At 62.8% G+C, this 21,614-nt stretch carries 18 protein-coding genes and 1 tRNA gene; 11 read left to right on the top strand and 8 right to left on the bottom strand.

Annotated elements, in window-relative coordinates; translation table 11 throughout:
- Positions 1-62: 62 nt before the first annotated feature.
- Positions 63-2,741: a pyruvate, phosphate dikinase gene (ppdK, locus tag OOJ09_RS02720; RefSeq protein WP_269903704.1), complete on the bottom strand. Its 2,679-nt coding sequence runs from the start codon at positions 2,739-2,741 to the stop codon at positions 63-65.
- A gap of 225 nt (positions 2,742-2,966) precedes the next feature.
- Here ppdK and OOJ09_RS02715 point away from each other — a divergent pair, with 225 nt between their 5' ends.
- The 3 genes from OOJ09_RS02715 (at position 2,967) to OOJ09_RS02705 (ending at position 4,737) form a co-directional block, all read left to right on the top strand.
- Entirely contained in the window at positions 2,967-3,311 is a 345-nt protein-coding gene (locus tag OOJ09_RS02715; RefSeq protein ID WP_269903703.1) for a VOC family protein, read from the top strand.
- 126 nt (positions 3,312-3,437) lie between these two features.
- Positions 3,438-3,512 (top strand) — tRNA-Gln (locus tag OOJ09_RS02710).
- Between the two features lie 229 nt (positions 3,513-3,741).
- The gene (locus tag OOJ09_RS02705; RefSeq protein ID WP_269903702.1) at positions 3,742-4,737 is read left to right on the top strand and encodes a hypothetical protein; all 996 of its coding nucleotides are present in this window, start codon (positions 3,742-3,744) and stop codon (positions 4,735-4,737) included.
- Here the strand turns inward: OOJ09_RS02705 and OOJ09_RS02700 are convergent.
- Positions 4,734-5,183 (bottom strand): hypothetical protein, encoded by a 450-nt coding sequence (locus tag OOJ09_RS02700; protein ID WP_269903701.1) that lies wholly within the window; start codon positions 5,181-5,183, stop codon positions 4,734-4,736. The two genes, OOJ09_RS02705 and OOJ09_RS02700, sit on opposite strands and share 4 nt — an antisense overlap.
- A gap of 14 nt (positions 5,184-5,197) precedes the next feature.
- On the opposite strand from OOJ09_RS02700, the gene OOJ09_RS02695 reads away from it, so the two are divergent.
- Together OOJ09_RS02695 and OOJ09_RS02690 are read left to right on the top strand one after the other, a co-directional pair.
- Positions 5,198-5,599 carry an integrase core domain-containing protein gene (locus tag OOJ09_RS02695; protein WP_269903700.1) on the top strand — a complete coding sequence of 134 codons (402 nt, stop codon included), beginning with the start codon at positions 5,198-5,200 and terminating at the stop codon, positions 5,597-5,599.
- A gap of 252 nt (positions 5,600-5,851) precedes the next feature.
- Entirely contained in the window at positions 5,852-6,724 is an 873-nt protein-coding gene (locus OOJ09_RS02690) for a phytanoyl-CoA dioxygenase family protein (RefSeq protein WP_269903699.1), read from the top strand.
- A gap of 89 nt (positions 6,725-6,813) precedes the next feature.
- On the opposite strand, the gene OOJ09_RS02685 is transcribed toward OOJ09_RS02690, so the two are convergent.
- Complete coding sequence (locus OOJ09_RS02685; RefSeq protein WP_269903698.1) at positions 6,814-7,713, bottom strand: LysR family transcriptional regulator; 900 nt, start codon at positions 7,711-7,713, stop codon at positions 6,814-6,816.
- 128 nt (positions 7,714-7,841) lie between these two features.
- Between OOJ09_RS02685 and OOJ09_RS02680 the strand changes: the two genes are divergently transcribed.
- Complete coding sequence (locus tag OOJ09_RS02680) at positions 7,842-9,479, top strand: ABC transporter substrate-binding protein (RefSeq protein WP_269903697.1); 1,638 nt, start codon at positions 7,842-7,844, stop codon at positions 9,477-9,479.
- A 591-nt stretch (positions 9,480-10,070) separates the two neighbouring features.
- Complete coding sequence (locus tag OOJ09_RS02675) at positions 10,071-10,439, top strand: hypothetical protein (RefSeq protein ID WP_269903696.1); 369 nt, start codon at positions 10,071-10,073, stop codon at positions 10,437-10,439.
- 51 nt (positions 10,440-10,490) lie between these two features.
- On the opposite strand, the gene smc is transcribed toward OOJ09_RS02675, so the two are convergent.
- From smc to OOJ09_RS02660, 3 genes are all read right to left on the bottom strand, one after another.
- A complete protein-coding gene (gene smc, locus OOJ09_RS02670) occupies positions 10,491-13,949 on the bottom strand; it encodes a chromosome segregation protein SMC (protein WP_269903695.1) in 3,459 nt (1,152 codons plus the stop codon).
- Positions 13,950-14,030: 81 nt separating this feature from the next.
- Positions 14,031-14,774 carry a DsbA family protein gene (locus OOJ09_RS02665; RefSeq protein WP_269903694.1) on the bottom strand — a complete coding sequence of 248 codons (744 nt, stop codon included), beginning with the start codon at positions 14,772-14,774 and terminating at the stop codon, positions 14,031-14,033.
- A 142-nt stretch (positions 14,775-14,916) separates the two neighbouring features.
- Positions 14,917-15,417 carry a DUF721 domain-containing protein gene (locus OOJ09_RS02660; protein WP_269903693.1) on the bottom strand — a complete coding sequence of 167 codons (501 nt, stop codon included), beginning with the start codon at positions 15,415-15,417 and terminating at the stop codon, positions 14,917-14,919.
- Between the two features lie 55 nt (positions 15,418-15,472).
- Here OOJ09_RS02660 and mutY point away from each other — a divergent pair, with 55 nt between their 5' ends.
- On the top strand, positions 15,473-16,654 hold the full coding sequence (mutY, locus tag OOJ09_RS02655) for an A/G-specific adenine glycosylase (protein WP_269903692.1): 1,182 nt from the start codon (positions 15,473-15,475) through the stop codon (positions 16,652-16,654).
- Positions 16,647-17,258 (top strand): HAD family hydrolase, encoded by a 612-nt coding sequence (locus OOJ09_RS02650; RefSeq protein ID WP_269903691.1) that lies wholly within the window; start codon positions 16,647-16,649, stop codon positions 17,256-17,258. The genes mutY and OOJ09_RS02650 overlap by 8 nt, the downstream gene beginning before the upstream one ends.
- A gap of 69 nt (positions 17,259-17,327) precedes the next feature.
- On the opposite strand, the gene OOJ09_RS02645 is transcribed toward OOJ09_RS02650, so the two are convergent.
- A complete protein-coding gene (locus OOJ09_RS02645; protein WP_269903690.1) occupies positions 17,328-18,461 on the bottom strand; it encodes a site-specific DNA-methyltransferase in 1,134 nt (377 codons plus the stop codon).
- A gap of 164 nt (positions 18,462-18,625) precedes the next feature.
- Between OOJ09_RS02645 and OOJ09_RS02640 the strand changes: the two genes are divergently transcribed.
- A complete protein-coding gene (locus OOJ09_RS02640) occupies positions 18,626-19,315 on the top strand; it encodes an HAD family hydrolase (RefSeq protein ID WP_269903689.1) in 690 nt (229 codons plus the stop codon).
- Positions 19,316-19,355: 40 nt separating this feature from the next.
- Here the strand turns inward: OOJ09_RS02640 and OOJ09_RS02635 are convergent, their stop codons facing one another.
- Positions 19,356-20,087, bottom strand: coding sequence for a hypothetical protein (locus OOJ09_RS02635; RefSeq protein WP_269903688.1), 732 nt, complete (start codon positions 20,085-20,087; stop codon positions 19,356-19,358).
- Between the two features lie 129 nt (positions 20,088-20,216).
- Here OOJ09_RS02635 and thrC point away from each other — a divergent pair, with 129 nt between their 5' ends.
- On the top strand, positions 20,217-21,614 hold the full coding sequence (thrC, locus tag OOJ09_RS02630; protein ID WP_269903687.1) for a threonine synthase: 1,398 nt from the start codon (positions 20,217-20,219) through the stop codon (positions 21,612-21,614).

The raw sequence follows: 21,614 nt of genomic DNA, 5'->3' as shown, positions 1-21,614 counted from the left end.
GATGCCGTCCGCACGTTCGCGTGAACTATCTTACAAAACGGTAAGCTCGATCTGGATGGGGCCTATCCGTGGCCTGCCTTGGCGACCAGCACCGCCGCCTGCGCTGCCGCCAGCCTGGCGATCGGCACGCGATAGGGCGAGCAGGACACGTAGTCGAGGCCGACCTCCTCGCAAAAGCGGATCGAAGCCGGGTCGCCGCCATGTTCGCCACAGATGCCGAGCTTGATGTCCGGCCGCGTCGCCCTGCCCTTTTCGGCAGCCATGCGCACCAGTTCACCGACGCCGTCGATGTCGAGCGAGACGAACGGATCCTGCTCGATGATGCCCTTATGCCGATAGGTTTCCAGGAACGAGGCCGCATCGTCGCGCGAGATGCCGAAGGTCGTCTGTGTGAGGTCGTTGGTGCCGAAGGAGAAGAACTCGGCCGTGGCGGCGATGACATGGGCGCGGATCGCCGCGCGCGGCAATTCGATCATCGTCCCGGTCAGATAGTCGATCTTGACGCCGGTCTCCTCCATGACGCTCTTGGCGACGGCATCGATGCGCGCCTTCACATAGTCGAGCTCCTTCACGAGACCGACCAGCGGCACCATGATTTCGGGAACCACCAGCGCGCCGGCCTTGCGGCCGGCCTCGACGGCGGCCTCGAAAATGGCGCGCGCCTGCATCTCGGCGATCTCGGGATAGGACACCGCCAACCGGCAGCCGCGATGGCCGAGCATCGGGTTGAACTCATGCAGGGCCTCGGTGCGCTGCCTGAGCTTGTCTGGCGACACATTCATGGCGGTGGCGACTTCGGCGATTTCCTCCTCGGTCTTGGGCAGGAATTCGTGCAGCGGCGGATCGAGCAGACGGATCGTCACCGGCAAGCCCGCCATGATTTCGAACAGTTCGAGGAAATCCGACCGCTGCATGGGCAGAAGCTTGGCAAGCGCGGTGCGCCGGTCCTTTTCCGTGTCAGCCAGAATCATTTCGCGCATCGCGACGATGCGCTCACCGTCGAAGAACATGTGCTCGGTGCGGCAAAGCCCGATGCCTTCGGCGCCGAACGAACGCGCCATGCGCGCATCCAGTGGTGTTTCGGCGTTGGTGCGCACCTTCATGCGGCGCACCGCATCCGCCCACTCCATGATGGCGGCGAAATCGCCGGAAAGTTCCGGCTGCAGCATCGGCACGGCGCCCTTCAGCACCTGGCCGTTACCGCCGTCGATGGTGATGATGTCACCCTTGCGAAAGGTCGATCCCATCGCCATCAGCGTGCCGGCCTTGTAGTCGACGCGCAGCGAACCGGCGCCCGACACGCAAGGCTTGCCCATGCCGCGCGCGACGACGGCGGCGTGGCTGGTCATGCCGCCGCGCGTCGTCAGGATGCCTTCCGCCGCATGCATGCCGTGAATATCTTCGGGGCTGGTTTCGACGCGCACCAGGATCGCCTTGCGGCCTTGTGTCTTGAGTTCCTCGGCGTCGCCAGAGGAAAAGACGATCTCGCCGGTGGCGGCACCTGGAGAGGCAGGCAGGCCGATGCCGACAACGTCGCGCGCCGCCTTGGGATCGATGGTGGGATGCAGCAATTGGTCGAGCGAGGCCGGATCGATGCGGGCGACAGCTTCCTCCTTCGTAATCAGCTTGTCGCGGGCCATATCGACGGCGATCCTGAGCGCCGCCTTGGCGGTGCGCTTGCCGGATCTCGTCTGCAGCATCCACAACTTGCCGCGCTCGATGGTGAATTCGAGATCCTGCATGTCGCGGTAGTGTTTTTCCAGACTGTCGGAGATGGTGACGAAGGACTGGAAGGCATCCGGCATCAGCTTCTGCAAGGATGGCTTGTCGGAGCCAGCGGCAATGCGCGCCGCCTCGGTGATGTTCTGCGGCGTGCGGATGCCGGCGACGACGTCCTCGCCCTGCGCGTTCACCAGGAACTCGCCATAGAGCTGCCTTTCACCGGTCGACGGGTTGCGGGTGAAGGCAACGCCGGTGGCCGAGGTTTCGCCCATATTGCCAAACACCATGGCCTGGACATTGACCGCCGTGCCCCAGCTTTCGGGAATGTCATGCAGACGCCGGTAGGTGATGGCGCGGTTGTTCATCCAGCTTGAAAACACGGCACCGATGGCGCCCCAGAGCTGTTCATTCGGATCCTGCGGAAACGGCTTGCCGAGTTCTTCCTCGACCTTGGCCTTGTAGAGCGCGATGACGCCTTGCCATTCGAGGGCCGTCAGCTCCGTATCGAGCTCATGGCCGAGCCCGCCCTTCTGGTCTTCGAGGATTTCCTCGAACACCTCGTGGTCAAGGCCCATGACGACATCCGAATACATCTGGATGAAGCGGCGGTAACTGTCATAGGCAAAGCGCGCATCACCGGAATCGGCGGCGAGCGCCTCGACCGTCTCGTCGTTCAGCCCGAGATTGAGCACGGTATCCATCATGCCGGGCATCGAGGCACGGGCACCCGAACGCACCGACACCAGAAGCAGTTTCGACGGGTCGCCGAACCGGCGGCCGGTCAGCCGGCCGATGTGATCGAGCGCCACCGCGACATCCGCTTCCAATCCTGCCGGATAAGTGCGGCCATTGGCATAATAGGCGTTGCAGACCTCGGTGGTGATGGTGAAACCCGGCGGCACCGGCAGGCCCAGACTGCACATCTCGGCCAGGTTGGCGCCCTTGCCGCCCAGCAGATTCTTGTCGCCGGCACGGCCTTCCGCCGCACCATCGCCAAAGGTGAAAACCCATTTGGTCATGCTTTGCTCTCCGGTTGCAGGAGATTGGAAAGATTGGCGAAACGGAAAGTTCCACCGTGTCCGACTTCGGAGCGATATGATGCTGCAGTGCGAAAGGCAAGGCGTCAGGGAAGCCGTCCGGCCGCTACAATCGATTAAGAAAAAGCTGTGTCCAAGGATGCGGCAAAAAGACTTGCCACTCAAGAACCTCGGGTCTAGAACATAAAGGGAACAAAGAGGTAGGCCATGAAACTGTCTGGAAAACTCGACTATCTGGAAATGCCGGCGACCGGCGGAACGCTGGATCGGCTCAAGGCTTTCTACAGTGCTGCCTTTGCCTGGTCTTTCACCGACTATGGGCCGACCTATTCGGCCTTTGCCGAGGGCCTGGACGGGGGCTTCCAGGCCGATGCGGCGGAAGCGCCCGCCAAGCCGCTGCCCGTGCTCTACAGCCGGGATCTGGAGGAAACCCTCGGTGCCGTCGAAAATGCCGGCGGCACGATCGTCAAGCCGATCTTCGCCTTCCCCGGCGGCCGGCGCTTTCACTTTGTCGATCCGGCCGGGAACGAGATGGCGGTCTGGTCCGAATAGCCGTTCGCTTGCAATCTGGCGGCGACCGCGTTTGGTCCATCCGGGTGCTCTCCCCCCGGTTCATAAGCATTGTGCTTTTTGGCTGCTCTGCTAATAACGCGCCGCACAAGCGACTCTGACGGCAATTGGGGCGTCGCCAAGTGGTAAGGCATCGGTTTTTGGTACCGACATTCCCAGGTTCGAATCCTGGCGCCCCAGCCATCATTGCTTTATGTAATTAATACAGGCACTTATCAGGATTCGGTCGTTGGCTTGTGTTACAGCCATGTGGATGATCCTCCCAATGCATGCTTCGCCATGATGGGCGGCGACCTGGTTCCCGGCGAATCGTATTGCAAAAGGGGACGTTTTCTGTCAGTTTAAAGGTTTCAGGCTCGCCCATTCCGTTAAGGACTACAAGTGTTCAGACGATGAGATGGAGTGAACAGACATGTCTATCATCCGCATAGCTGCGCTTTTTATTGCCGTCACTTTCGTATCCCTGTCTCAGGTTACGCCGTCGTTTTCTGATGCTTGCGACCCAAACAAAATTTTGAGACAGGATGTCACATCTTATCAATCTAACCTATTGGTATTTTTGTCATACGTGAATAGTGTTCTGCAGACAAATGATCAAAACGATAATAACAATGGAGCTCTGTCATACGGTGATTTGAAATTGTCTTTTGCTGAGGCAAAGGCAATGAATGAGTTTCTTCAAACTCATGAGGATTTTCATTTATCTAAGGAAGAGAGCACGTCGGTCCTTCGATCGACCCTTTCCGAGGCCAGCGTGCAAGCCTATATCGCCTGCCTAGGTGTAGGTGGTGTGGCTATTACCGTCCCCGACGCTGCAATCAGTGATAAGCTGTTCAAATTTAGAGTTTATTGGAACCCTAAAGGAGGCGTGGCTCACGGTAATTCTTACAAATTGAAGGTAAGTGTTACGAGTGGAAAACTTGTTAACGATGATGGCGGTACCACGTTGAATGATTCCGAAGACATTGAAATAAATGGCTCTGTTCCCTTTACAGCCGTAAGAGATAATCTCGACGAACAGATGTATATTTCTGCCGCCGTCGGTAGGGAGACTGACCTAGTATCAATACCCGCGCGGCCACAATTTCTGTTGAAATCAAAACTGGTTTTTACCGCCCCTAAACCTGACACACTGTTGCGGAGTGATCACTATGGTTTGGTTGCTATCGATCGTGACGAGTGTGTCGCCGCAGAACCTGACACAATTCTGTTGCCGTCAACAGTGAAATTTGTTGGTCAGTTTTACGGTGCGGACGCGCGGGCAGTCCCCAATCCTGCGAAAAGTGATTCAAGTTCGGCCTGCGGTTTGTTTCATGCTCACAGTGCCTGCAGAACGCATGATTGCGATGCCGGGATCGTTGGATACTTTTCCGTCAATGAGTTATACGTTGAGCCGATACACCGCTAACGTGGCAGGTGCCTGCGGCAAAGTGATGGGCGCGGGTTAATCATCCGGGCCCTGTGCCAGATTGGATCAGGCCGGATGACGCGACCACGCTTAAGGCTGGTGTGGACGTCACGAGCGTGTGCTCTTGTCGCCGTCGCCTTCCGTGGTGATGTGCATGATCCAGTGAACGTGCTCATGGCGAACGTCGACAACGGCGAGCTGCGCAATTTCGGCCGCGCGCCGGAATAGAGCATGACCAGCGGAACCCAATAACGGTGATCGCGGATCATGACGTTGCCGGGTTTGGCGACGTTGCGCCACTCGCCGCCGCTCTGGCATCCGGTGAACAGGGGCGACTTGAACACGGTGTTCAACTGGTCGCTGGCGAATGGCAGCGTCGACCTCTCTTTCTTTTTCGCTAGCGACATATCGGCGGTCGGGTTGCTGTCGATGTAGCCGTGCGCCAAGGCAGTCGCAAAACGTGCCCAGGCTGGACAGATACCGGTTGACGGTGCGCCGGCCTCCGCCGGGCAGCGTCATCCACCACAGCGATCGCGGCGTGCAATATGCCTGCGCTGAATACGCTGCACGACTTGCAGCGCATCGTATCCAGCCGAGCATGAGCCGGATTGGCAACCCCTATGACAATGCCAAGGCTGAGCGCTTCATGCGAACGCTGAAGGAGGAAGAGGTCGATGGCCGAGCCTATCGCAATATCATCGATGCCAGGAAGAGGATCGGCGAATTCATCGAGCGGCTCTACAACAGGCAGCGCCTGCATTCCGCGCTCGACTATCTCTCGCCGGATGAATACGAAGCCGGCCTAACGCGATTGCGCCAGGATCCCCTGGCTGCAATCCAAAACCTGGAGAACTGTCCCTAATTAGTGTCTAACGCAAGGGGTGCAGGCCAATGGGTAACACTTTTGGCCCGAAGGGGTTTTGGAGTGGTTCGAGCCGGCATGTCTCATCATCGAAATATCCCGGATCATACTCCCTGACGCTTTCCTGAGATCACTGCTCGCCGCCGCCACTTTTCCGATATTCGGGAAAGTCGATGGCGAAATCCGCGGCTTATCGCCCGCAATCCCTTTGTTACGATCGCCACGGATCACCAGACAGGGGTTGTCATAGACATGCTGACGGACAAGCAGGCACGCGATGCGGTGGAGCAATATCGCGAGGAAGGATACGCGGTCGTTCGACAATTCGTCGACGGCGACGAGATGATCCGGCTGAAGAAGGAAACCGATGCCGTCTATGCCGAAGGCCTCAAGCACCACGCCACCTACCGGCATGGCAATCTCAACTTCCAGATCCTGCCTGAATCGGACTTTGGCCAGCGTTACGTGCTGCAGGCCTACTGGTTCTCCTGGATCAATTCCTATTTCGAGCAATTCCGGCGCAGTCCCGACTATCTGAAGCTGCTCGAGGGCCTGATCGGCCGCGACATAAGGCAAATCGCGCAACAGCTGCACTGGAAGCCGCCCGGCGCCAATGTCACGGGTTACCGGTTCCACCAGGACCTGCGCTTCCGCAATCAGGCCGCTTTCGACAATGTCGCCGACGCGACCGTGACCACGGGCCTCGCGGTCGATCGGGCGACGCTCGACAATGGCTGCCTCCAGGTGGTGCCCGGCAGCCACAAGCTTGGCTATCTCGGCCTGTCGGACGAGGGGACTGGCGAGTTGATGAAGGGCCTGACCGCCGAGGAGGAGCTGCGCAAGGTCGGCATCGACCCGGCGACCATCGTTCCGCTGGTGCTGGAGCCGGGCGACCTTGCCATGTGGGGACTGCTCACCGTGCACGGCTCCTCGCCCAACAAGTCGCGGCACGACCGGGCCTTCGCCTTGTCCAGCTATGTGCGGGCCGACTCGACACAACGCGGCGAGTGGGCGTTCAGGGACGGCGTCTCGGTGCCGCTCGGCGAGACGCCGACGCTGTGCAAATACGAAAAGCTCTTCGAGGAACCAGGGCCGATGTACGACACCACCGCCTGGTGGAAATGACGCTGCCGCGTCGGGCGATGGGGGCAAGGGGGCCCTGGCGTTCGCGCCGGGCCCCTGGCGGCGTTGGCCACAAGCAACCGGGCAACCTCTCAGGCGGTGAAGTCCGCCGACAGTTCGCGGATCAGGAAATCGACGAAAGCGCGCACCTTGGCCGCGATGTAGGTGCGGTGCGGATAGAGCGCATAGATCGGGCTGGAGCCTGGACGAAACTCATCGAGTTGCACCTCCAGCCGGCCGTCCCGGATCGCGGCGTCGACCAGCAGGCTCGGCAGATTTCCAATACCGAATCCGGCGATCGTCATCTGATAGGCGGCCTCGACGCTGTTGGTCGAGATACGCCCGCCGACGGCCGCATCGAATGGCCCGTCTGGCCCTATGAATGGCCACGTGCCGAGACGCTTGGCGAAATTGCTCAGCACGCAGGAATGGCTTGCCAATTCATCTGGATGGGCAGGCCGGCCGTGGCTGTCCCAGTAACCGGGCGTGGCGCAGACATAGTTACGGACGTCACCAAGCCGCCGCGCGATCAGGGCCGAATCCGCCTGACCGCCGAATCGTATGGCGACATCGTAGCCTTCCTCGACAATGCCGACGACGTAGCGCGCGGTAAGGTCGAATTCGATCGTGGTGAGCGGGTTCTCGTCGAGGAATTTCGGCACCAGCTTGGTGATGCGCGTGTGGCCCAGGACATTGGAGCAGGAAACCCGGATCAGGCCGCGCGTCTCCTTGTGCAGGCCGCGCGTCGAATCCTGCAGTTCCGAAATGTCGTCGAGCAAGCTACGGGCCCGCGGAGCATAGTCGCGGCCCGCCTCGGTAAGGCTGAGGCGCCTTGTGGTGCGGTTGATGAGCCGGACACCGAGGTCCTCCTCCAGTTCCTTGATCGTGCGGCTGACCGCCGTCGTCGACATGTTGAGATCGCGCGCCGCCGCCGAGAGGCTGCCCAGCAGGCAGACACGATCGAACACCCGCATCGCCGTCAGAAGATTCATCTTGGCTCCCCCTCGCCGTCGCCCCGGCTCCGCCGCTTGCGACTTCCGACAGAAGACAGCGCCTCGCGACGGTGCGGCAAGGGCATTCCACCGAATTTGGACGTAAAATCAACAATGGGAGAACCGATATGACATCCAAACCTCTTCATCCCGCGATCGACGCACTTGCGCGGGGTGCAAAAAGCGGCGCGCTTGGTCGCCGCGAGTTCCTGGCGCTGGCCAGCGCCTTCGGCGCCAGCACGGCGGTTGCCTACGGGCTCATCGGCCAGCCTGTCCCAGCGCTGGCCGAGGACGCGGTCCAGCCCAGGAAGGGCGGCATCGTGCGTGTCGCCATGCAGGTGATGGAGCTCGAGGATCCGCGCGGTTTCAAGGTTTCGCAGATGGGCAACATCGCCATGCAGTTTCTCGAACCGCTGGTGCGCTGGAGGCCGGACTTCACCTTCGAGCCGGTTCTGCTGCAGAGCTGGGAGATCAATGCGGACGCCACGGAATATGTGCTCAAGGTCCGTCCGGGGGTGAAATGGTCGAATGGCGACGATTTCACCGCCGGGGATGTCGCCTTCAACATCACCCGCTGGTGCGAGAAGGACGCCGCGGGCAACTCGATGGCCGGACGCATGACCTCGCTGATCGACCCCGATACCAAGGTGGCGCGCGCCGGCGCCATCGAGGTTCGCGATGACCACACCGTGGTGCTGAAACTGTCGCGGCCCGATATCACCATCATTCCAGCGATGACCGACTATCCGGCGCTGATCGTCCACCACGGGTTCAATCCGAAAGAGGCGATGCTGTCCGACAACCCAATCTCGACGGGTCCGTTCGAACTCAGGAAGCTCGACGTTGGCGTCGCTGCCTCCGTTCGCAAGCGGCCGGAAGGCTCGTGGTGGGGTGGCGAGGTCTTCCTCGATGGCGTCGACTGGATCGACTATGGCACCGACTCGGCCGCCACCGTCTCCGCCTTCGAAGCCGGCGAGATCGACCTGAATGGCCAGACGCAGTCCTATGACGTCGCCATGCTCGATGGACTGGGCCTGAAGAAGAGCGAAATCGTCACCGCCGCCACCCTGGTCTCGCGCTGCAATGTCAACACCAAGCCTTATGACGACAAGCGCGTGCGCAATGCCATACAGCTCGCCGTCGACAACGAAGCGGTGCTGCAACTGGGCGCGAACGGCATGGGTATCGTCGCACAGAACGATCACGTCGGGCCGATGCATCCCGAACATGCCGACCTGCCGCCGATCAGGCGCGATCCGGCCCGGGCCAAGGCGCTGCTCGAGGAAGCCGGCCAGCTCGATTTCGAGTTTGACCTGATTTCGGTCGAAGCCGACTACCGCAAGGAAAGCTCGGATGTGGTCGCTCAACAAATGCGCGACGCCGGCTTCAAGGTGAAGCGCACCGTCATCCCCGAATCGGCGTTCTGGAACGACTGGACGAAATACCCATTCGCGACGACCAACTGGAATGCGCGACCGCTTGGCATCCAGACCTATGCGCTTGCCTATCAGAGCGGCTCTGCGTGGAACGAGACAGGATTTGCCGATCCCGATTTTGATGCCAAGGTTCACAGTGCCAATGCGATCGCCGATCCAGATCAACGTCGTGCGGTGATGAAGGAGCTGCAGGCAATGCTGCAGGACTCCGGCATCATCGTTCAGCCTTACTGGCGAAAGCTGTTCTGCCATATGAAACCCGCGTTGATGGGCTATCAGATGCACCAGGCCTATGAGCAGGACTTCACCCGGGCCTGGCTCGCCGCCTGAGTGCGCGCGGCCTGGCCGACGGGGCGGTGCATTCCGCGGCGCCGCCCTTTGCCGTCCCGCTCATTGGGTGCGCTGCCCCGCGGCGGCGGGGGCGGCGGAGGAGCAATGCGGGCCTCGCATCGGACACGACGCACAAATGCGCCCGCATGCGCCCTGCATCGGCGCGTCGGCGGGAATCTCCGGCCACCGCATCGGATCGGTCGGCAATCCAGGGGTGCGGGAGATCCCGGTTTCTGCGTCTGTCATCGTTTCAAAACTCCAGTTCACGCCTGGAGCTTACCTTCACCGGGATGAAGCGAAACCCGCTTTGCCGGGCAACGACTTTCCCGAAAATCGGGAAAACTCGTGCGTTAAACCGGCACCACGTGAAGATTCATATCCGCGACAGCAAGATCGGGCCACGCCAGCGGCCTTGCCAGCTGATGCTGGCGGTCGTCGCGCAGGGTCCGTTGCTTTTCGAAACATCCGATGCAATCGTGGCGCGACGGCACCGCCCTGCCCCATCGGCCAGTCCCGCGAAGGCTCGGCCCGAATCTTCGAGCCGGCTTTGGCTTTCTCGGCGGTCAGGCACAGGTTTGTTGTTGGAGCAGCATGAGATCTTATTCAGCCGCCGGACGGATCGCCTTTGTCGTCACCCTCATTGTCGTTCTCGTGCTTGCGCTGTTGCCTGTACCCCGTCTCGAGGAATTCGGCATCGACGTCGGTTTCCACTATGACAAGCTGAACCATGCCAGCGCATTCGCCGTCCTGACATTCCTCGGAAGCCTCGGCTGGCCCGGGCGCAAGGCAAGGCTGATCGTCTTCCTTGCCCTGGTTGGAGCCGCAATCGAAATTCTCCAGGGCACGACGCTGATAGAACGCGATCTTGACGTGTTCGACTGGGTTGCCGATTGCGTCGGCATGGCGTTCGGTCTCGCGGCCGCGATCTGCGTAAACTGGATTTTGCGACGCGGAGACTGAAATGGCCAACCGCTCCCGGATCGTCCAAGCGATCCAGGCAGCCCGCATGGTTCAGCTTGCCTCGCGCATCGCCTCGGCGGCCTGCAGATCGACCGACACGAGCTGGCTGACGCCCTGCTCGGCCATGGTCACGCCGAACAGCCGGTTCATGCGCGCCATGGTGATCGGGTTGTGCGTGATGATGACGAAGCGCGTCTCGGTGGTCTTGGCCATCTCATCCATGAGATTGCAGAAGCGTTCGACATTGTGATCGTCGAGCGGCGCGTCGACCTCGTCGAGGACGCAGATCGGTGCCGGATTGGTCAGGAACACGGCGAAGATCAGCGACATCGCCGTCAGCGCCTGCTCGCCACCGGACAGCAGCGTCATGGTCTGCGGTTTCTTGCCGGGCGGGCGGGCCAGGATCTCGAGCCCGGCCTCGAGCGGATCCTCGGACTCGATCAGCTGCAATTCCGCCGTGCCGCCGCCGAACAGATGCGAGAACAGTCGCTGGAAATGGCCGTTGACCACGTCGAAGGCGGCGAGAAGCCGCTCGCGGCCTTCACGATTGAGGCTCTGGATCGCCTGCCGCAGTTTGCGGATGGCCTCGATGATGTCCTCGCGCTCGGAGACGATGGTCTCCAGCCGGTCGGACAACTCCTTCTGCTCTTCCTCGGCGCGCAGATTGACGGCGCCAAGCCGCTCGCGCTCGATCTTCAGCCGGTCGAGCTGACGCTCGATCTCGGCCATTTCCGGCATCGGGCTGTCGGCTTCCAGGCCGGTATGGCGGATGACGAGATGCGGCGGCGTGTTCAGCGTTTCCTGGATCCGCGCCTCGACCTCCAGCCGGCGTTCGTCGGCCGCCGTCAGCCGCTCTTCGGCGCGCACGCGCGTCTCGCGCGCCTCGGCTAGCGACTGGATGGCGCCAGTGGCCGCCTTGTCCAGTTCGGATTGCCTGTTCTCCGCCTCCTGCAGACGGTCGGCGGCCGCCTTGCGCAGGGTTTCGGCCTCGGTGAGCTGCGACAGCAATGCGCGCCGTTTGGCGTCGATTTCGTCCGGTGCATCGGCCAGTCGCTCGCGCTCGGCTTCGGCCTCGGCCTTGCGTTCGCCAAGCGACGCGATCTGCGTCGAGGCATTTTCGGCCCGCTCCAGCCAGTTGCTGCGCTCGGCGCCAATGGCATCAAGCCGGCGTGTGCGCGCCTCGGCCTCGCGCCGCAAACCCTCGTGCACGGCGCGCGCATCGGCAAGCGTGGCGCGGTCGCGCGCGACATTGGCCGAGGACTGTTCGAGCTGCAATTGCAGGTCGCCCAGATCGGGAGCGCTCTGCAAGAGCATCTCGGCCTCGACGAAAGCCGCCGACGTCTCCTCGTGGCTATCGACGATGCGGGCGCGCGCCTCGTCCAATGCGGCGCGCCGGCTCGACAATTCGCCACCGGCCTTTTCGGCCTCGGCCAGCGCATTGCGGGCTGCGTCCAGCCGATGCTGGGCGTCACGCCCGGCCTGGCGCGCATTGCGCTCGGCTTCGCTTGCCAGGCGAAGCGCCTGTTCGGCCTGTGCCAGCGCCTCCTCGGCCTGGCGCAGGACGAGCGTCGCCTGCACGGCTTCGGCATCGAGTTCGGCCAGCCGGTTCTTCTGCGCCAGCCGTTGCGCGGCGGCGGTCGGCGCGTCGGCGCTGGCGGTAAAGCCATCCCAGCGCCAGAGCGCGCCCTCGCGGCTGACCAGCCGCTGGCCGGGCGCAAGAAGCGCCTGCAGCCGGCGGCCATCGCTGGCCTCGACGATGCCGATCTGCGCCAGCCGGCGGGCGAGCTGCGCCGGCGCGTGAACCACGCTGGCAAGGCTCGTGACGCCCTCGGGCAAAGCCGCGTCGCCGGGATGGATCTGGCTTTCGCCCCAATGCACCGGCGCGCTGCGGTCGAGCGGCACGTCAAGATCTTCGCCAAGTGCGGCGCCCAGCGCCGTCTCGAAGCCGCGCTCGACGCTGATCTGTTCCAATACGGCCGGGAAGAGATCGCCGCTGGCGGCGTTGAGTATCTTGGCCAGCGTGCGCGCTTCCGTCTCGATCCGCGCCAGCTCCGCCCTGGCGTCCTGCAGTGGCGGCCGGGCAGCGCTTTCGGTGGCGCGGGCATCGATGACCGACTGTTCGGCCTCCGATACCGCAGCCTCGGATTCTTCCAGCAGCGCGATGGCCTGTTCGACCAGGAGCTGCTTCTCGGCCGGATCCGGCAGTCCGGCCACCTTCGACAGGATGTCCGACAGCTCCCGGTCGACCTCGGCGAGTTGGCGCGCGAAGCGGTCTCGGCGCTCGGCGGTGTCGCGCAGCGTCCGTTCGATCTGGTTGCGCGAAGCGGCGGCCTCGGCCCGCTCGGCGGTCAGCGCGGCGAGCCTGGCCTCGCTTGCTACAAGCGTCGATGCCGCCTGGTCGAACGCAGCCCGGGTGCTGGCCTCGCGCTCGGCGGCACCGGCGTTTTCGGAATTGAGCACGGCTTCTTCCGTGCGAAGGCGCTCGAGAATATCCGCATTGTCGCGGACCATGCGCTCCTCGCGGGCAATATCGCCATCGAGCTGCTGCAGCCGGCGCTCGAGTTCCGCCTGGCGGGCACGGATGCGGCCGGCTTCCTCCTCGATCTGCGACTTGGCGATCGACAGGCGCTGGAAGGCAGCAGCGGCGGCGGCCTCCGCGTCTCGCAGGTCGGGCAAGCGGTGAGCGCCGATGCCTTGCTCCTTGGCCGCATTCATCTGAGCGGCGGCGCGGTCGCCGACCAGCGCCGTGGCAACCGCCAGCGCCGAGCGTGCCTCGCCCTCCTGCGTCTTGGCCAGCGTCCAGCGCAGATGCAGCAATGTCGCTTCGGCCTTGCGGATATCGGCCGACAGGTTCTTGAAGCGCGATGCCTGGCGCGCCTGGCGCTTGAGGCTTTCGATCTGGCTTTCCAATTCGCCGACGACGTCGTCCAGGCGTTCGAGATTCTGTTCGGCCGCCTTCAGCCGCAGTTCGGCCTCATGACGACGGGTATGCAGGCCGGAAATGCCGGCTGCTTCTTCGAGCAGCGCGCGGCGCGCTTGCGGTTTGGCCTGGATCAGTTCGCCGATGCGGCCCTGCCCGACCATCGACGGCGAGCGCGCGCCGGTCGACTGGTCGGCGAACAGAAGCTGCACGTCCTTGGCGCGCGCCTCCTTGCCGTTGATGCGGTAGAGCGAGCCCGCTTCGCGCTCGATGCGGCGCGACACCTGCAATTCGTCGGCATCGTTGAAAGCGGCGGGCGCCGAGCGGTCGCTGTTGTCGAGGAAAAGCGTGACTTCGGCGGTGTTGCGTGCCGGGCGCGTGCCCGAGCCGGAAAAGATGACGTCGTCCATGCCGGACGCGCGCATGTTCTTGTAGGAGCTTTCGCCCATCACCCAGCGCAGCGCCTCGACCAGGTTCGACTTGCCGCAGCCGTTCGGCCCGACAATACCCGTCAGGCCGCGTTCGATGACGAACTCGCCGGGCTCGACGAAGGACTTGAAACCGAGGAGGCGAAGGCGTGAAAACTTCATTCACGCCGCCCCATGAGCGGGTCGTGGCACAACGAAAGGCCGCACACGCCGAAGTGCTGCCGCTTCGGCGCTGCCCAGGCGTCAGAGCAGAGGGTCGATGATGGCCGACATTTCCTCAATCGACATCGCCCCTTTGTAGGTCTTACCGTTGATGAAGAAGGTCGGCGTTGAGTCGACCTTGAATTCATTGGCGCCGCGCTTCTGGACCGATCTCACATCGTCCAGAAGTTTCTGGTCCGTCAAGCAGGCCTCGAAGGACTCCTGTGTAAAACCGGCGAGCTTCGAGATTTGCAGCAGCGCGTCCTTGGTGTTGGAGACGCCAACCCAGTTCGCCTGCTGCTTGAACAGGACATCCACCATCGGGAAGTAGTTATCCTTGGCGCAACGCGCCAGCATGAAACCGGCCTCGGCGCTCGGATCGAAGGGGAATTCGCGCAGGATGTAGCGGGCCTTGCCGGTGTCGATGTACTTCGTCTTCAGATCCGGAAAGGTGGTCTCGGCGAAATGCGCGCAGTGCGGGCAGGTCATCGAAGCGTATTCGACGATGGTGACCTTGGCGTCGTCCTTGCCAAGCTGCTTGTCGGGCAGCGCACCCGGCTTGAGCAGTTCCGCCATGTCCACCGTGCCCTGTGCTTCCGGCACGGTAGCGGCGGCCGGCGTGGCCGGCTTCGCTGGCGCGGCCGGGTCGGCAGGCTTCACATCCGCGGCCTTGGCTTCCTCGCCGGAGTCGCTGCACGCCGCGAGCAGGGCCAGCGCCGGAATGGCCGCCAGCGAAGACAGGACGTTTCTGCGAGACAAGCTTGGGCCAAACGGGGGACGGTTCATACGAATCACCTGACAAGGGTTGGATTTTGCAATGCAAAAGCACGAAAAGGCGAGAGTTGGCGCGAATTAAGGCATCCCTGTCCCCAATCCAATCGCGAAACCTGACCAGGGCGATCACGAATGCGCGAGATTGGCGACAAATCTATGACTTCCTTTCCCCAATAATGGTTTCGCCAAGTTTTTCCAGCGAGGCGCGCAGTCCGTCATCGTCGATCAGGCCGACAGTGCCCGACAATTTCGTCTTCTCGGCCGCGGTCAGTGGCCTCAAGGTCCGTTTAGGTCGTCCTTTATCCGCTGTCACCGGCTTCTGCAGGATCCTGATCCGGCTGATGGCGGTGAAACCCAGAAAGGCGTTGACCCGGTTGATGATCTCGCCGGTCTCGTGCTGCAGGTGGAGTGCGGCCATGCCTTCGCAGGCGATGACCAGCACCGCCGGCTCGAACGGATCGTCCTCATGCATGCGGCGCGGCCACTGGATTTTCTCGGGACGAGAGCGGCTGGCGAGGCGCGGACCGGCGATCTCTTCCCACGACTGGACGAGACCGATCGAAATGCCGGCCCGCTTGCGCAGCACCGGATCGAGGATTTCGGTTGCAAGATCGCTCACCGGGATGGGATTGCCGTAGGGCTTTCTCCCTGCCATGTACGTTCTCCAGCCACGACCTTCATCAGCATCGGCCAAGGCCAATTCCCGATCAATGGCACCAGCAGACCAGACCCGCAAGACCGCATCCGGAGATAGCAGCACAGCTGCATCCGGAGATAGCAGCACAGCTGCATCTGGAAGCGGCGATGACATCGCGTCCCGCCTGCTCGGCTGGTACGACATCCATCACCGCGAGCTGCCGTGGCGCATCACGCCGCGCGAGCATGCGCGCGGCGTGCGGCCCGACCCCTATCGTATCTGGCTGTCCGAGGTCATGCTGCAGCAGACCACGGTCGAAGCGGTGAAGACTTATTTCCGCGCATTCGTCGAGAAATGGCCTGACGTCGAGGCGCTGGCAGCGGCACCGACCGAGGATGTGATGAAGGCCTGGGCCGGGCTCGGCTATTACTCCCGTGCCCGCAATCTCAAGGCGTGTGCCGATCTGGTCGCCCGGCGTGGCGGCGGGTTTCCCGACACCGAGGCTGGCCTGAGGGAACTGCCCGGCATCGGCGCCTATACGTCGGCGGCCATCACGGCGATCGCCTTCGACCAGCCCGCCGCCGTCGTCGACGGCAATGTCGAACGCGTCATCTCCCGGCTGTTTTCGATCACCACGCCGCTGAGCGAAGCCAAGACCGAGATACGCGCCCATGTCGAGCGCATGGTGCCGGCGACGAGGCCGGGCGACTTCGCCCAGGCGACGATGGATCTGGGGGCGACGATCTGCACGCCACGCCGGCCACGCTGCATGCTGTGCCCGCTGCGCGAAGACTGCAGCGCCACTGTTTCAGGCGATCCCGAGCACTTCCCCGTGCGCCTGCCGAAGGCAGACAAGCCGTTGCGACGCGGTGCGGCCTTCGTCGTCGTGCGCGGCGACGGCGCCATCCTTCTGCGCAAACGGCCGGAAAGAGGCCTGCTCGGCGGTATGACCGAGGTGCCGACGACAGACTGGACGGCGCGGGCCGACGGCGCGACCACCGAAGCGGCAGCGCCTTTCCCCGCCAACTGGCGGCCTGCCGGCCGGATTGCCCATGTCTTCACCCATTTCGCGCTTGAGCTCGACGTTTTTCGTGCTGAGGTGAACGGCGCCGCGCCGGCGGGGCATTTCTGGTCGCTGGCCCATGAAATTTCCGGCGAGGCACTGCCCACTGTCATGAAAAAGGCAATCGAGGCTGCGATACCCGGCGCGACGAAAAAACCGTCGCCACTTAGTACAAAGAGGCCCCATGACTGAAGTCCGCCACATCGTTTTCGACATCGGCAGAGTGCTGATCCACTACGATCCCAACATTCCGTTCAGCCGGCTGATTCCCGATGAGAAGGAGCGGAAATGGTTCTTCGACAATGTCTGCACGCATGACTGGAACATCGAGCAGGACCGTGGCCGGACCTGGGAAGAAGCCGAGGCGCTGCTGATCGCCGAGCATCCCGATCACGCGGAAAACATCCGCAATTTCCGCCGCTACTGGCACGACATGGTGCCGCATGCCTATGACGACAGCGTCGCCATCATGGTCGGCCTGATCGAGCGCGGTCACGACGTGACCATGCTGACCAACTTCGCCACCGACACGCTGGCCGAGGCGCGCAAGCGCTTCGATTTTCTGGAACGGCCGCGCGGCGTCACCATCTCCGGCGAGGTCGGCATGATCAAGCCGGATCGCGGCATCTATGATCATCACGTCGCCACGTTCGGCCTCGAGCCGTCGGCCACGTTGTTCATCGACGACAGCCAGAAGAATGTCGACGGCGCCAAGGCCGCCGGCTGGCAATCGGTGCTGTTCACCGATGCGACAACGCTTCAAGCAGACCTTGAGCGCCTCGGAATCAAAACGTGATTTGAATCGCTTGCGGCGACCCATTGAGGCTTTGAATTAACGCAAATTGGAGCAGCAGGCGGCAGGGGTTCAGGCCCCTGCCCGCTCCATGCCCAGCCGCGCAATGCGGCGAAGCTCGTCGATCGGGGTCAGGCCGCCGCTGCGCTCATAGTGCCAGAAGGTCCAGCCGTTGCAGGCGTCGAGCCCCTGCACTTCGGCGCCGATCTTGTGGATTGAGCCGGCGCTGTCGCCGATCGCCACCGTGCCGTCGGCGCGCACCTTGGCCGCCCAGCGCTTCTTGGCGTCGTAGAGCGTCGCACCGGGCATCACCAGTCCGGTGTCGATGAGGCTGACGAAGGCAACGCGCGGCTCGGCGCGCTTGCCGGTCAACACGGTCAGATCAACGCCATCCAGCGGCCGCACCGCGTCGATGCGCTCATTGGCGGCGTCGATATAGGCCTGCTCGCGCTCGATGCCGACGAAATGGCGGCCGAGGCGCTTGGCCACCGCGCCGGTGGTGCCGGAGCCGAAGAACGGATCGAGCACGATGTCGCCCGGTTTGGTCGAGGCCATCATGATGCGGGCGAGCAGCGCTTCCGGCTTCTGCGTCGGGTGCAACTTGTCGCCATTGTCGTTCTTCAGCCGCTCGCCGCCGGTGCAGATCGGAAACAGCCAGTCGGAACGCATCTGTATGTCGTCATTCGAGGCCTTCATGGCTTCGTAGTTGAAGGTATAGCCCTTGCCCTTCTGGTCGCGCGAGGCCCAGATCATCGTCTCATGGGCGTTCTGGAAACGGCGGCCGCGGAAATTCGGCATCGGATTGGTCTTGCGCCAGACCACGTCGTTGAGGATCCAGAACCCCAGATCCTGCATCTTGGCGCCGACCCGGAAGATATTGTGGTAGGAGCCGATGACCCAGATGGTGCCGTTGGGCTTCAGCACCCGCCGCGCGGCCAGCAACCAGGCGCGCGTGAAGGCGTCGTAGGCTTCAAAGCTCTCGAACTGGTCCCAGTCGTCGTCGACCGCGTCGACCTTGGACTGGTCAGGGCGGTGCAGGTCGCCATCGAGCTGCAGATTGTAGGGCGGATCGGCGAAAATGATGTCGATCGACTTTTCGGGCAGCCGGTCGAGCGCCGCGATGCAGTCGCCCTTCAGGATCGTATCCAGCCATTCGGATTGCTGGGGAGCGTGGGAAAGCTCGTCGAGAAGACGCACGGCAGACATTCTGACACCCAAGGCACGCGTTACTGTTTTACTGTCTGTTATGGTTACCGATCAGCGTAAATATTCGGTGAAGACCGCCAAGTTTGCGAAGGCCGTCCTGTTGGTGTATGCCGCGCCGCCTGAGCCTTCCGAGGCCCCTTCATCCTCCTATTGTCCGGATTCCCATGCCCCAGCCAGACCTTGTCATCTTCGATTGCGACGGCGTGCTCGTCGATTCCGAAATCATCGCGGCGCGGGTCGAGGCGGAGTTGCTGACCTTGGCCGGATACGAAATCTCGGCGGAGGAGATTGCCGAGACGTATGCCGGACTGACCTTCAAGGACATCATGATGCGGGTCGAGGAGAAATCCAGCATCCCGTTCCAGGCCTCGCTCATCGACCGCGCCGAGGAACTGGTCGACCGCAAGTTGCGCAGCGACGTTCGCGCCATCGATGGCGTGCGCGAGGCGGTCGCCGCGGTGACGGCGCCGCGCTGCATCTGCTCGAATTCACGCTCCGAGCGCATCGAATTCATGCTGGAGAAGGTTCACCTGCAGCCGTTTTTCGCCGGCCGCATCTTTTCAGCGCTGGAGATACCGAGCAAGAAGACCAAGCCGGCGCCCGACGTGTTCCTGTTCGCGGCGGAAAAGCTCAACGCGAACCCAGCGAACACTTTCGTCATCGAGGATTCCGTGCACGGTGTCCACGGCGCCAGGGCGGCCGGCATGCGCGTGATCGGCTTCACTGGTGCCGGCCACAGCTATCCCGGCCATGCCGACGCGTTGACCGAGGCCGGCGCCGAAACGGCGATCCGCCGCTGGGCGGAACTGAAAAGCGTCATCGCGGCATTGTCGGAGTGGTCGGCGGATGCCTGAGAAACGTGCGTCCAGATGGACGCACGTTGCGCATGACCGCTTAGTTTGTCGCGGCGGCTTTCTTCTTGTGGGTTGTCTTCTTCGGCTTGTCGGTCGGGCCTTTCGGCGCGGTTTCATCGAAGCCGGCATAGGCCTGATAGTCCTTCGCCGTCGGCTCGGGGACGACGACATTGGAATCGGTGAAGACGAACTGCGTGGCGACCGAGGGATCGGTGACCTGGACCTGATACTGGTGAAGCTGCGAGTAAAGAACCTCGGTGCCGTGCATCACGGCGGTGCGGATCGGCATGGTGATGGTGCCGGGAGAGAACTTTGGCCCGGGAACAATCTTGCCGGCGACCGCGATCTTCATTGTCAGCTGTCCGTTGGCGCGGCTGCAGTCGCGGGTCACGTCGCTGATCGAGGCCTGATAAATGATCCTCGCCGAATCGTCGGGCGGAGTACCAGCGGCGGCGTCAGCCGCAGCTTGGGCCGCGGCATCCTGCGCGGCGTCGCCGGTCTTCTTGAGCTTGGGCTTGGCCTTCTGGACGTCCTTGCCGTAGGTGTTGAAGAAGGCCGTACCGTCGCGCACCGTCACTCTCGGACAATAGGCCTGCAACTGGCTGGCCAGCACCTTGGGATCGGCGGGTGGCGGTGGCGCCGTCGGGTCCTTCTTGCCGATGCCGAGGTTCAGGATGCCATTGTCGCCGGATTGGCAGCCGGCGGCGGCAAGCATAAAGCCGGTGAGCGCAAGACCCGCCAAAAAGCGACCACTGAATGTACGAAACGCCATGAAACTGCACTTCCCTCTCGCAAAGCTGGTGACGTATATCAACCGCGCGGCAAAAATGCGACTGAGCCAGCGCAGAAATTAACCACCTTGTGGTGAACGGAAAAGCCAAGCGGCAATGGATTTGGGACGATGCAATATGTGAGTACCCGCGGGGAAGCGCCCGTGCTTGGATTTTCCGATGCCGTGCTGGCTGGCCTGGCGCGCGACGGCGGGCTCTATGTCCCGCGTGAGTGGCCGCGGTTCTCCGCAGCCGAGATCCGCGCCATGCGCGGCCTTGCCTATCCCGACCTTGCCATCCGCGTGCTGTCGCCGTTCCTTGGCGACGAGATCCCCGCACCCGTCTTCGAACGCCTGGTGCGCGAAGCCTATGCCACTTTCCGACACGAAGCCGTCTGCCCTCTGGTGCAGACCGGCCCCAACACCTTCATCCTGGAACTCTTTCACGGCCCGACGCTCGCCTTCAAGGACGTGGCGATGCAGTTGCTTGCCCGGCTGATGGACCATGTGCTTGCCGAGCGCGACCAGCATGCCACCATCGTCGGCGCCACGTCCGGCGATACCGGCGGGGCGGCCATCGATGCCTTTGCCGGCCGCAGCCGCACCGACATCTTCATCCTTTTCCCGCATGGCCGCGTCTCGCCGGTGCAGCAGCGGCAGATGACGACGTCGACCGCGCAAAACGTCCATGCACTGGCGATCGAAGGCAATTTCGACGATTGCCAGGGCCTGCTCAAGGACATGTTCAACGACCACGGCTTTCGCGACCGGGTCGCGCTGTCCGGGGTGAATTCGATCAACTGGGCCCGCATCATGGCCCAGATCGTCTATTACTTCTCCTCGGCGCTGTCGCTCGGCGCGCCGGACAGGCCGGTGTCCTTCACCGTGCCGACAGGCAATTTCGGCGATATCTTCGCCGGCTACGCCGCCAAGAAGATGGGCCTGCCGATCGAGCGGCTGGTCATCGCCACCAACGACAACGACATCCTGGCACGCACTTTCGCGACCGGCGAATACCGCACCAAGGGCGTCTTTGCGACCACTTCGCCGTCGATGGACATCCAGGTTTCGTCGAATTTCGAGCGTCTGCTGTTCGAGGCATCCGGCCGGAACGCCGCGACGGTGCGGCGCTACATGGCCGGGCTCAAACAGTCCGGCGCCTTCACCATCGAAGCGGCGGAAATCGCCAGGATGCGGTCCGAATTCGACGCCGGCCGCGCTGATATGGACGAGGTCGCCGCCACGATCCGCTCGACGCTTGCGGCCAGCAATTATTTGCTCGATCCGCATACCGCGGCAGCCGTGCATGTGGCGGCGGGCAAGGCGGCCGGCGCCGTGCCGATGGTGGTGCTGGGCACCGCCCACCCGGCGAAATTTCCGGCCGCCGTCGAAGCCGCCAGTGGCGTGTCGCCCGCACTGCCCGCATGGCTAGGTGGGTTGATGACCGCGCACGAAAAATACACGGTACTTCCATCCGACCTGAAAATGGTGGAAGATTACGTCGGCCGCCGCGCGCGAGCGGCGCGTTAG

Source organism: Mesorhizobium qingshengii (assembly GCF_027563465.1).
Classification (GTDB): Bacteria; Pseudomonadota; Alphaproteobacteria; order Rhizobiales; family Rhizobiaceae; genus Mesorhizobium; species Mesorhizobium qingshengii_A.
This window is presented reverse-complemented; position numbering and strand designations above follow the sequence as displayed.

Coding starts and splice junctions, on each gene's coding strand:
- OOJ09_RS02715 (WP_269903703.1), top strand. CDS start 2,967: ATGAAACTGTCTGGAAAACTCGACTATCTGGAAATGCCGGCGACCGGC.
- OOJ09_RS02635 (WP_269903688.1), bottom strand. CDS start 20,087: ATGGCGTTTCGTACATTCAGTGGTCGCTTTTTGGCGGGTCTTGCGCTC.
- OOJ09_RS02675 (WP_269903696.1), top strand. CDS start 10,071: ATGAGATCTTATTCAGCCGCCGGACGGATCGCCTTTGTCGTCACCCTC.
- OOJ09_RS02640 (WP_269903689.1), top strand. CDS start 18,626: ATGCCCCAGCCAGACCTTGTCATCTTCGATTGCGACGGCGTGCTCGTC.
- OOJ09_RS02665 (WP_269903694.1), bottom strand. CDS start 14,774: ATGAACCGTCCCCCGTTTGGCCCAAGCTTGTCTCGCAGAAACGTCCTG.
- thrC (WP_269903687.1), top strand. CDS start 20,217: ATGCAATATGTGAGTACCCGCGGGGAAGCGCCCGTGCTTGGATTTTCC.
- OOJ09_RS02705 (WP_269903702.1), top strand. CDS start 3,742: ATGTCTATCATCCGCATAGCTGCGCTTTTTATTGCCGTCACTTTCGTA.
- mutY (WP_269903692.1), top strand. CDS start 15,473: ATGGCACCAGCAGACCAGACCCGCAAGACCGCATCCGGAGATAGCAGC.
- smc (WP_269903695.1), bottom strand. CDS start 13,949: ATGAAGTTTTCACGCCTTCGCCTCCTCGGTTTCAAGTCCTTCGTCGAG.
- OOJ09_RS02650 (WP_269903691.1), top strand. CDS start 16,647: ATGACTGAAGTCCGCCACATCGTTTTCGACATCGGCAGAGTGCTGATC.
- OOJ09_RS02645 (WP_269903690.1), bottom strand. CDS start 18,461: ATGTCTGCCGTGCGTCTTCTCGACGAGCTTTCCCACGCTCCCCAGCAA.
- OOJ09_RS02680 (WP_269903697.1), top strand. CDS start 7,842: ATGACATCCAAACCTCTTCATCCCGCGATCGACGCACTTGCGCGGGGT.
- OOJ09_RS02690 (WP_269903699.1), top strand. CDS start 5,852: ATGCTGACGGACAAGCAGGCACGCGATGCGGTGGAGCAATATCGCGAG.
- OOJ09_RS02660 (WP_269903693.1), bottom strand. CDS start 15,417: ATGGCAGGGAGAAAGCCCTACGGCAATCCCATCCCGGTGAGCGATCTT.
- OOJ09_RS02685 (WP_269903698.1), bottom strand. CDS start 7,713: ATGAATCTTCTGACGGCGATGCGGGTGTTCGATCGTGTCTGCCTGCTG.
- ppdK (WP_269903704.1), bottom strand. CDS start 2,741: ATGACCAAATGGGTTTTCACCTTTGGCGATGGTGCGGCGGAAGGCCGT.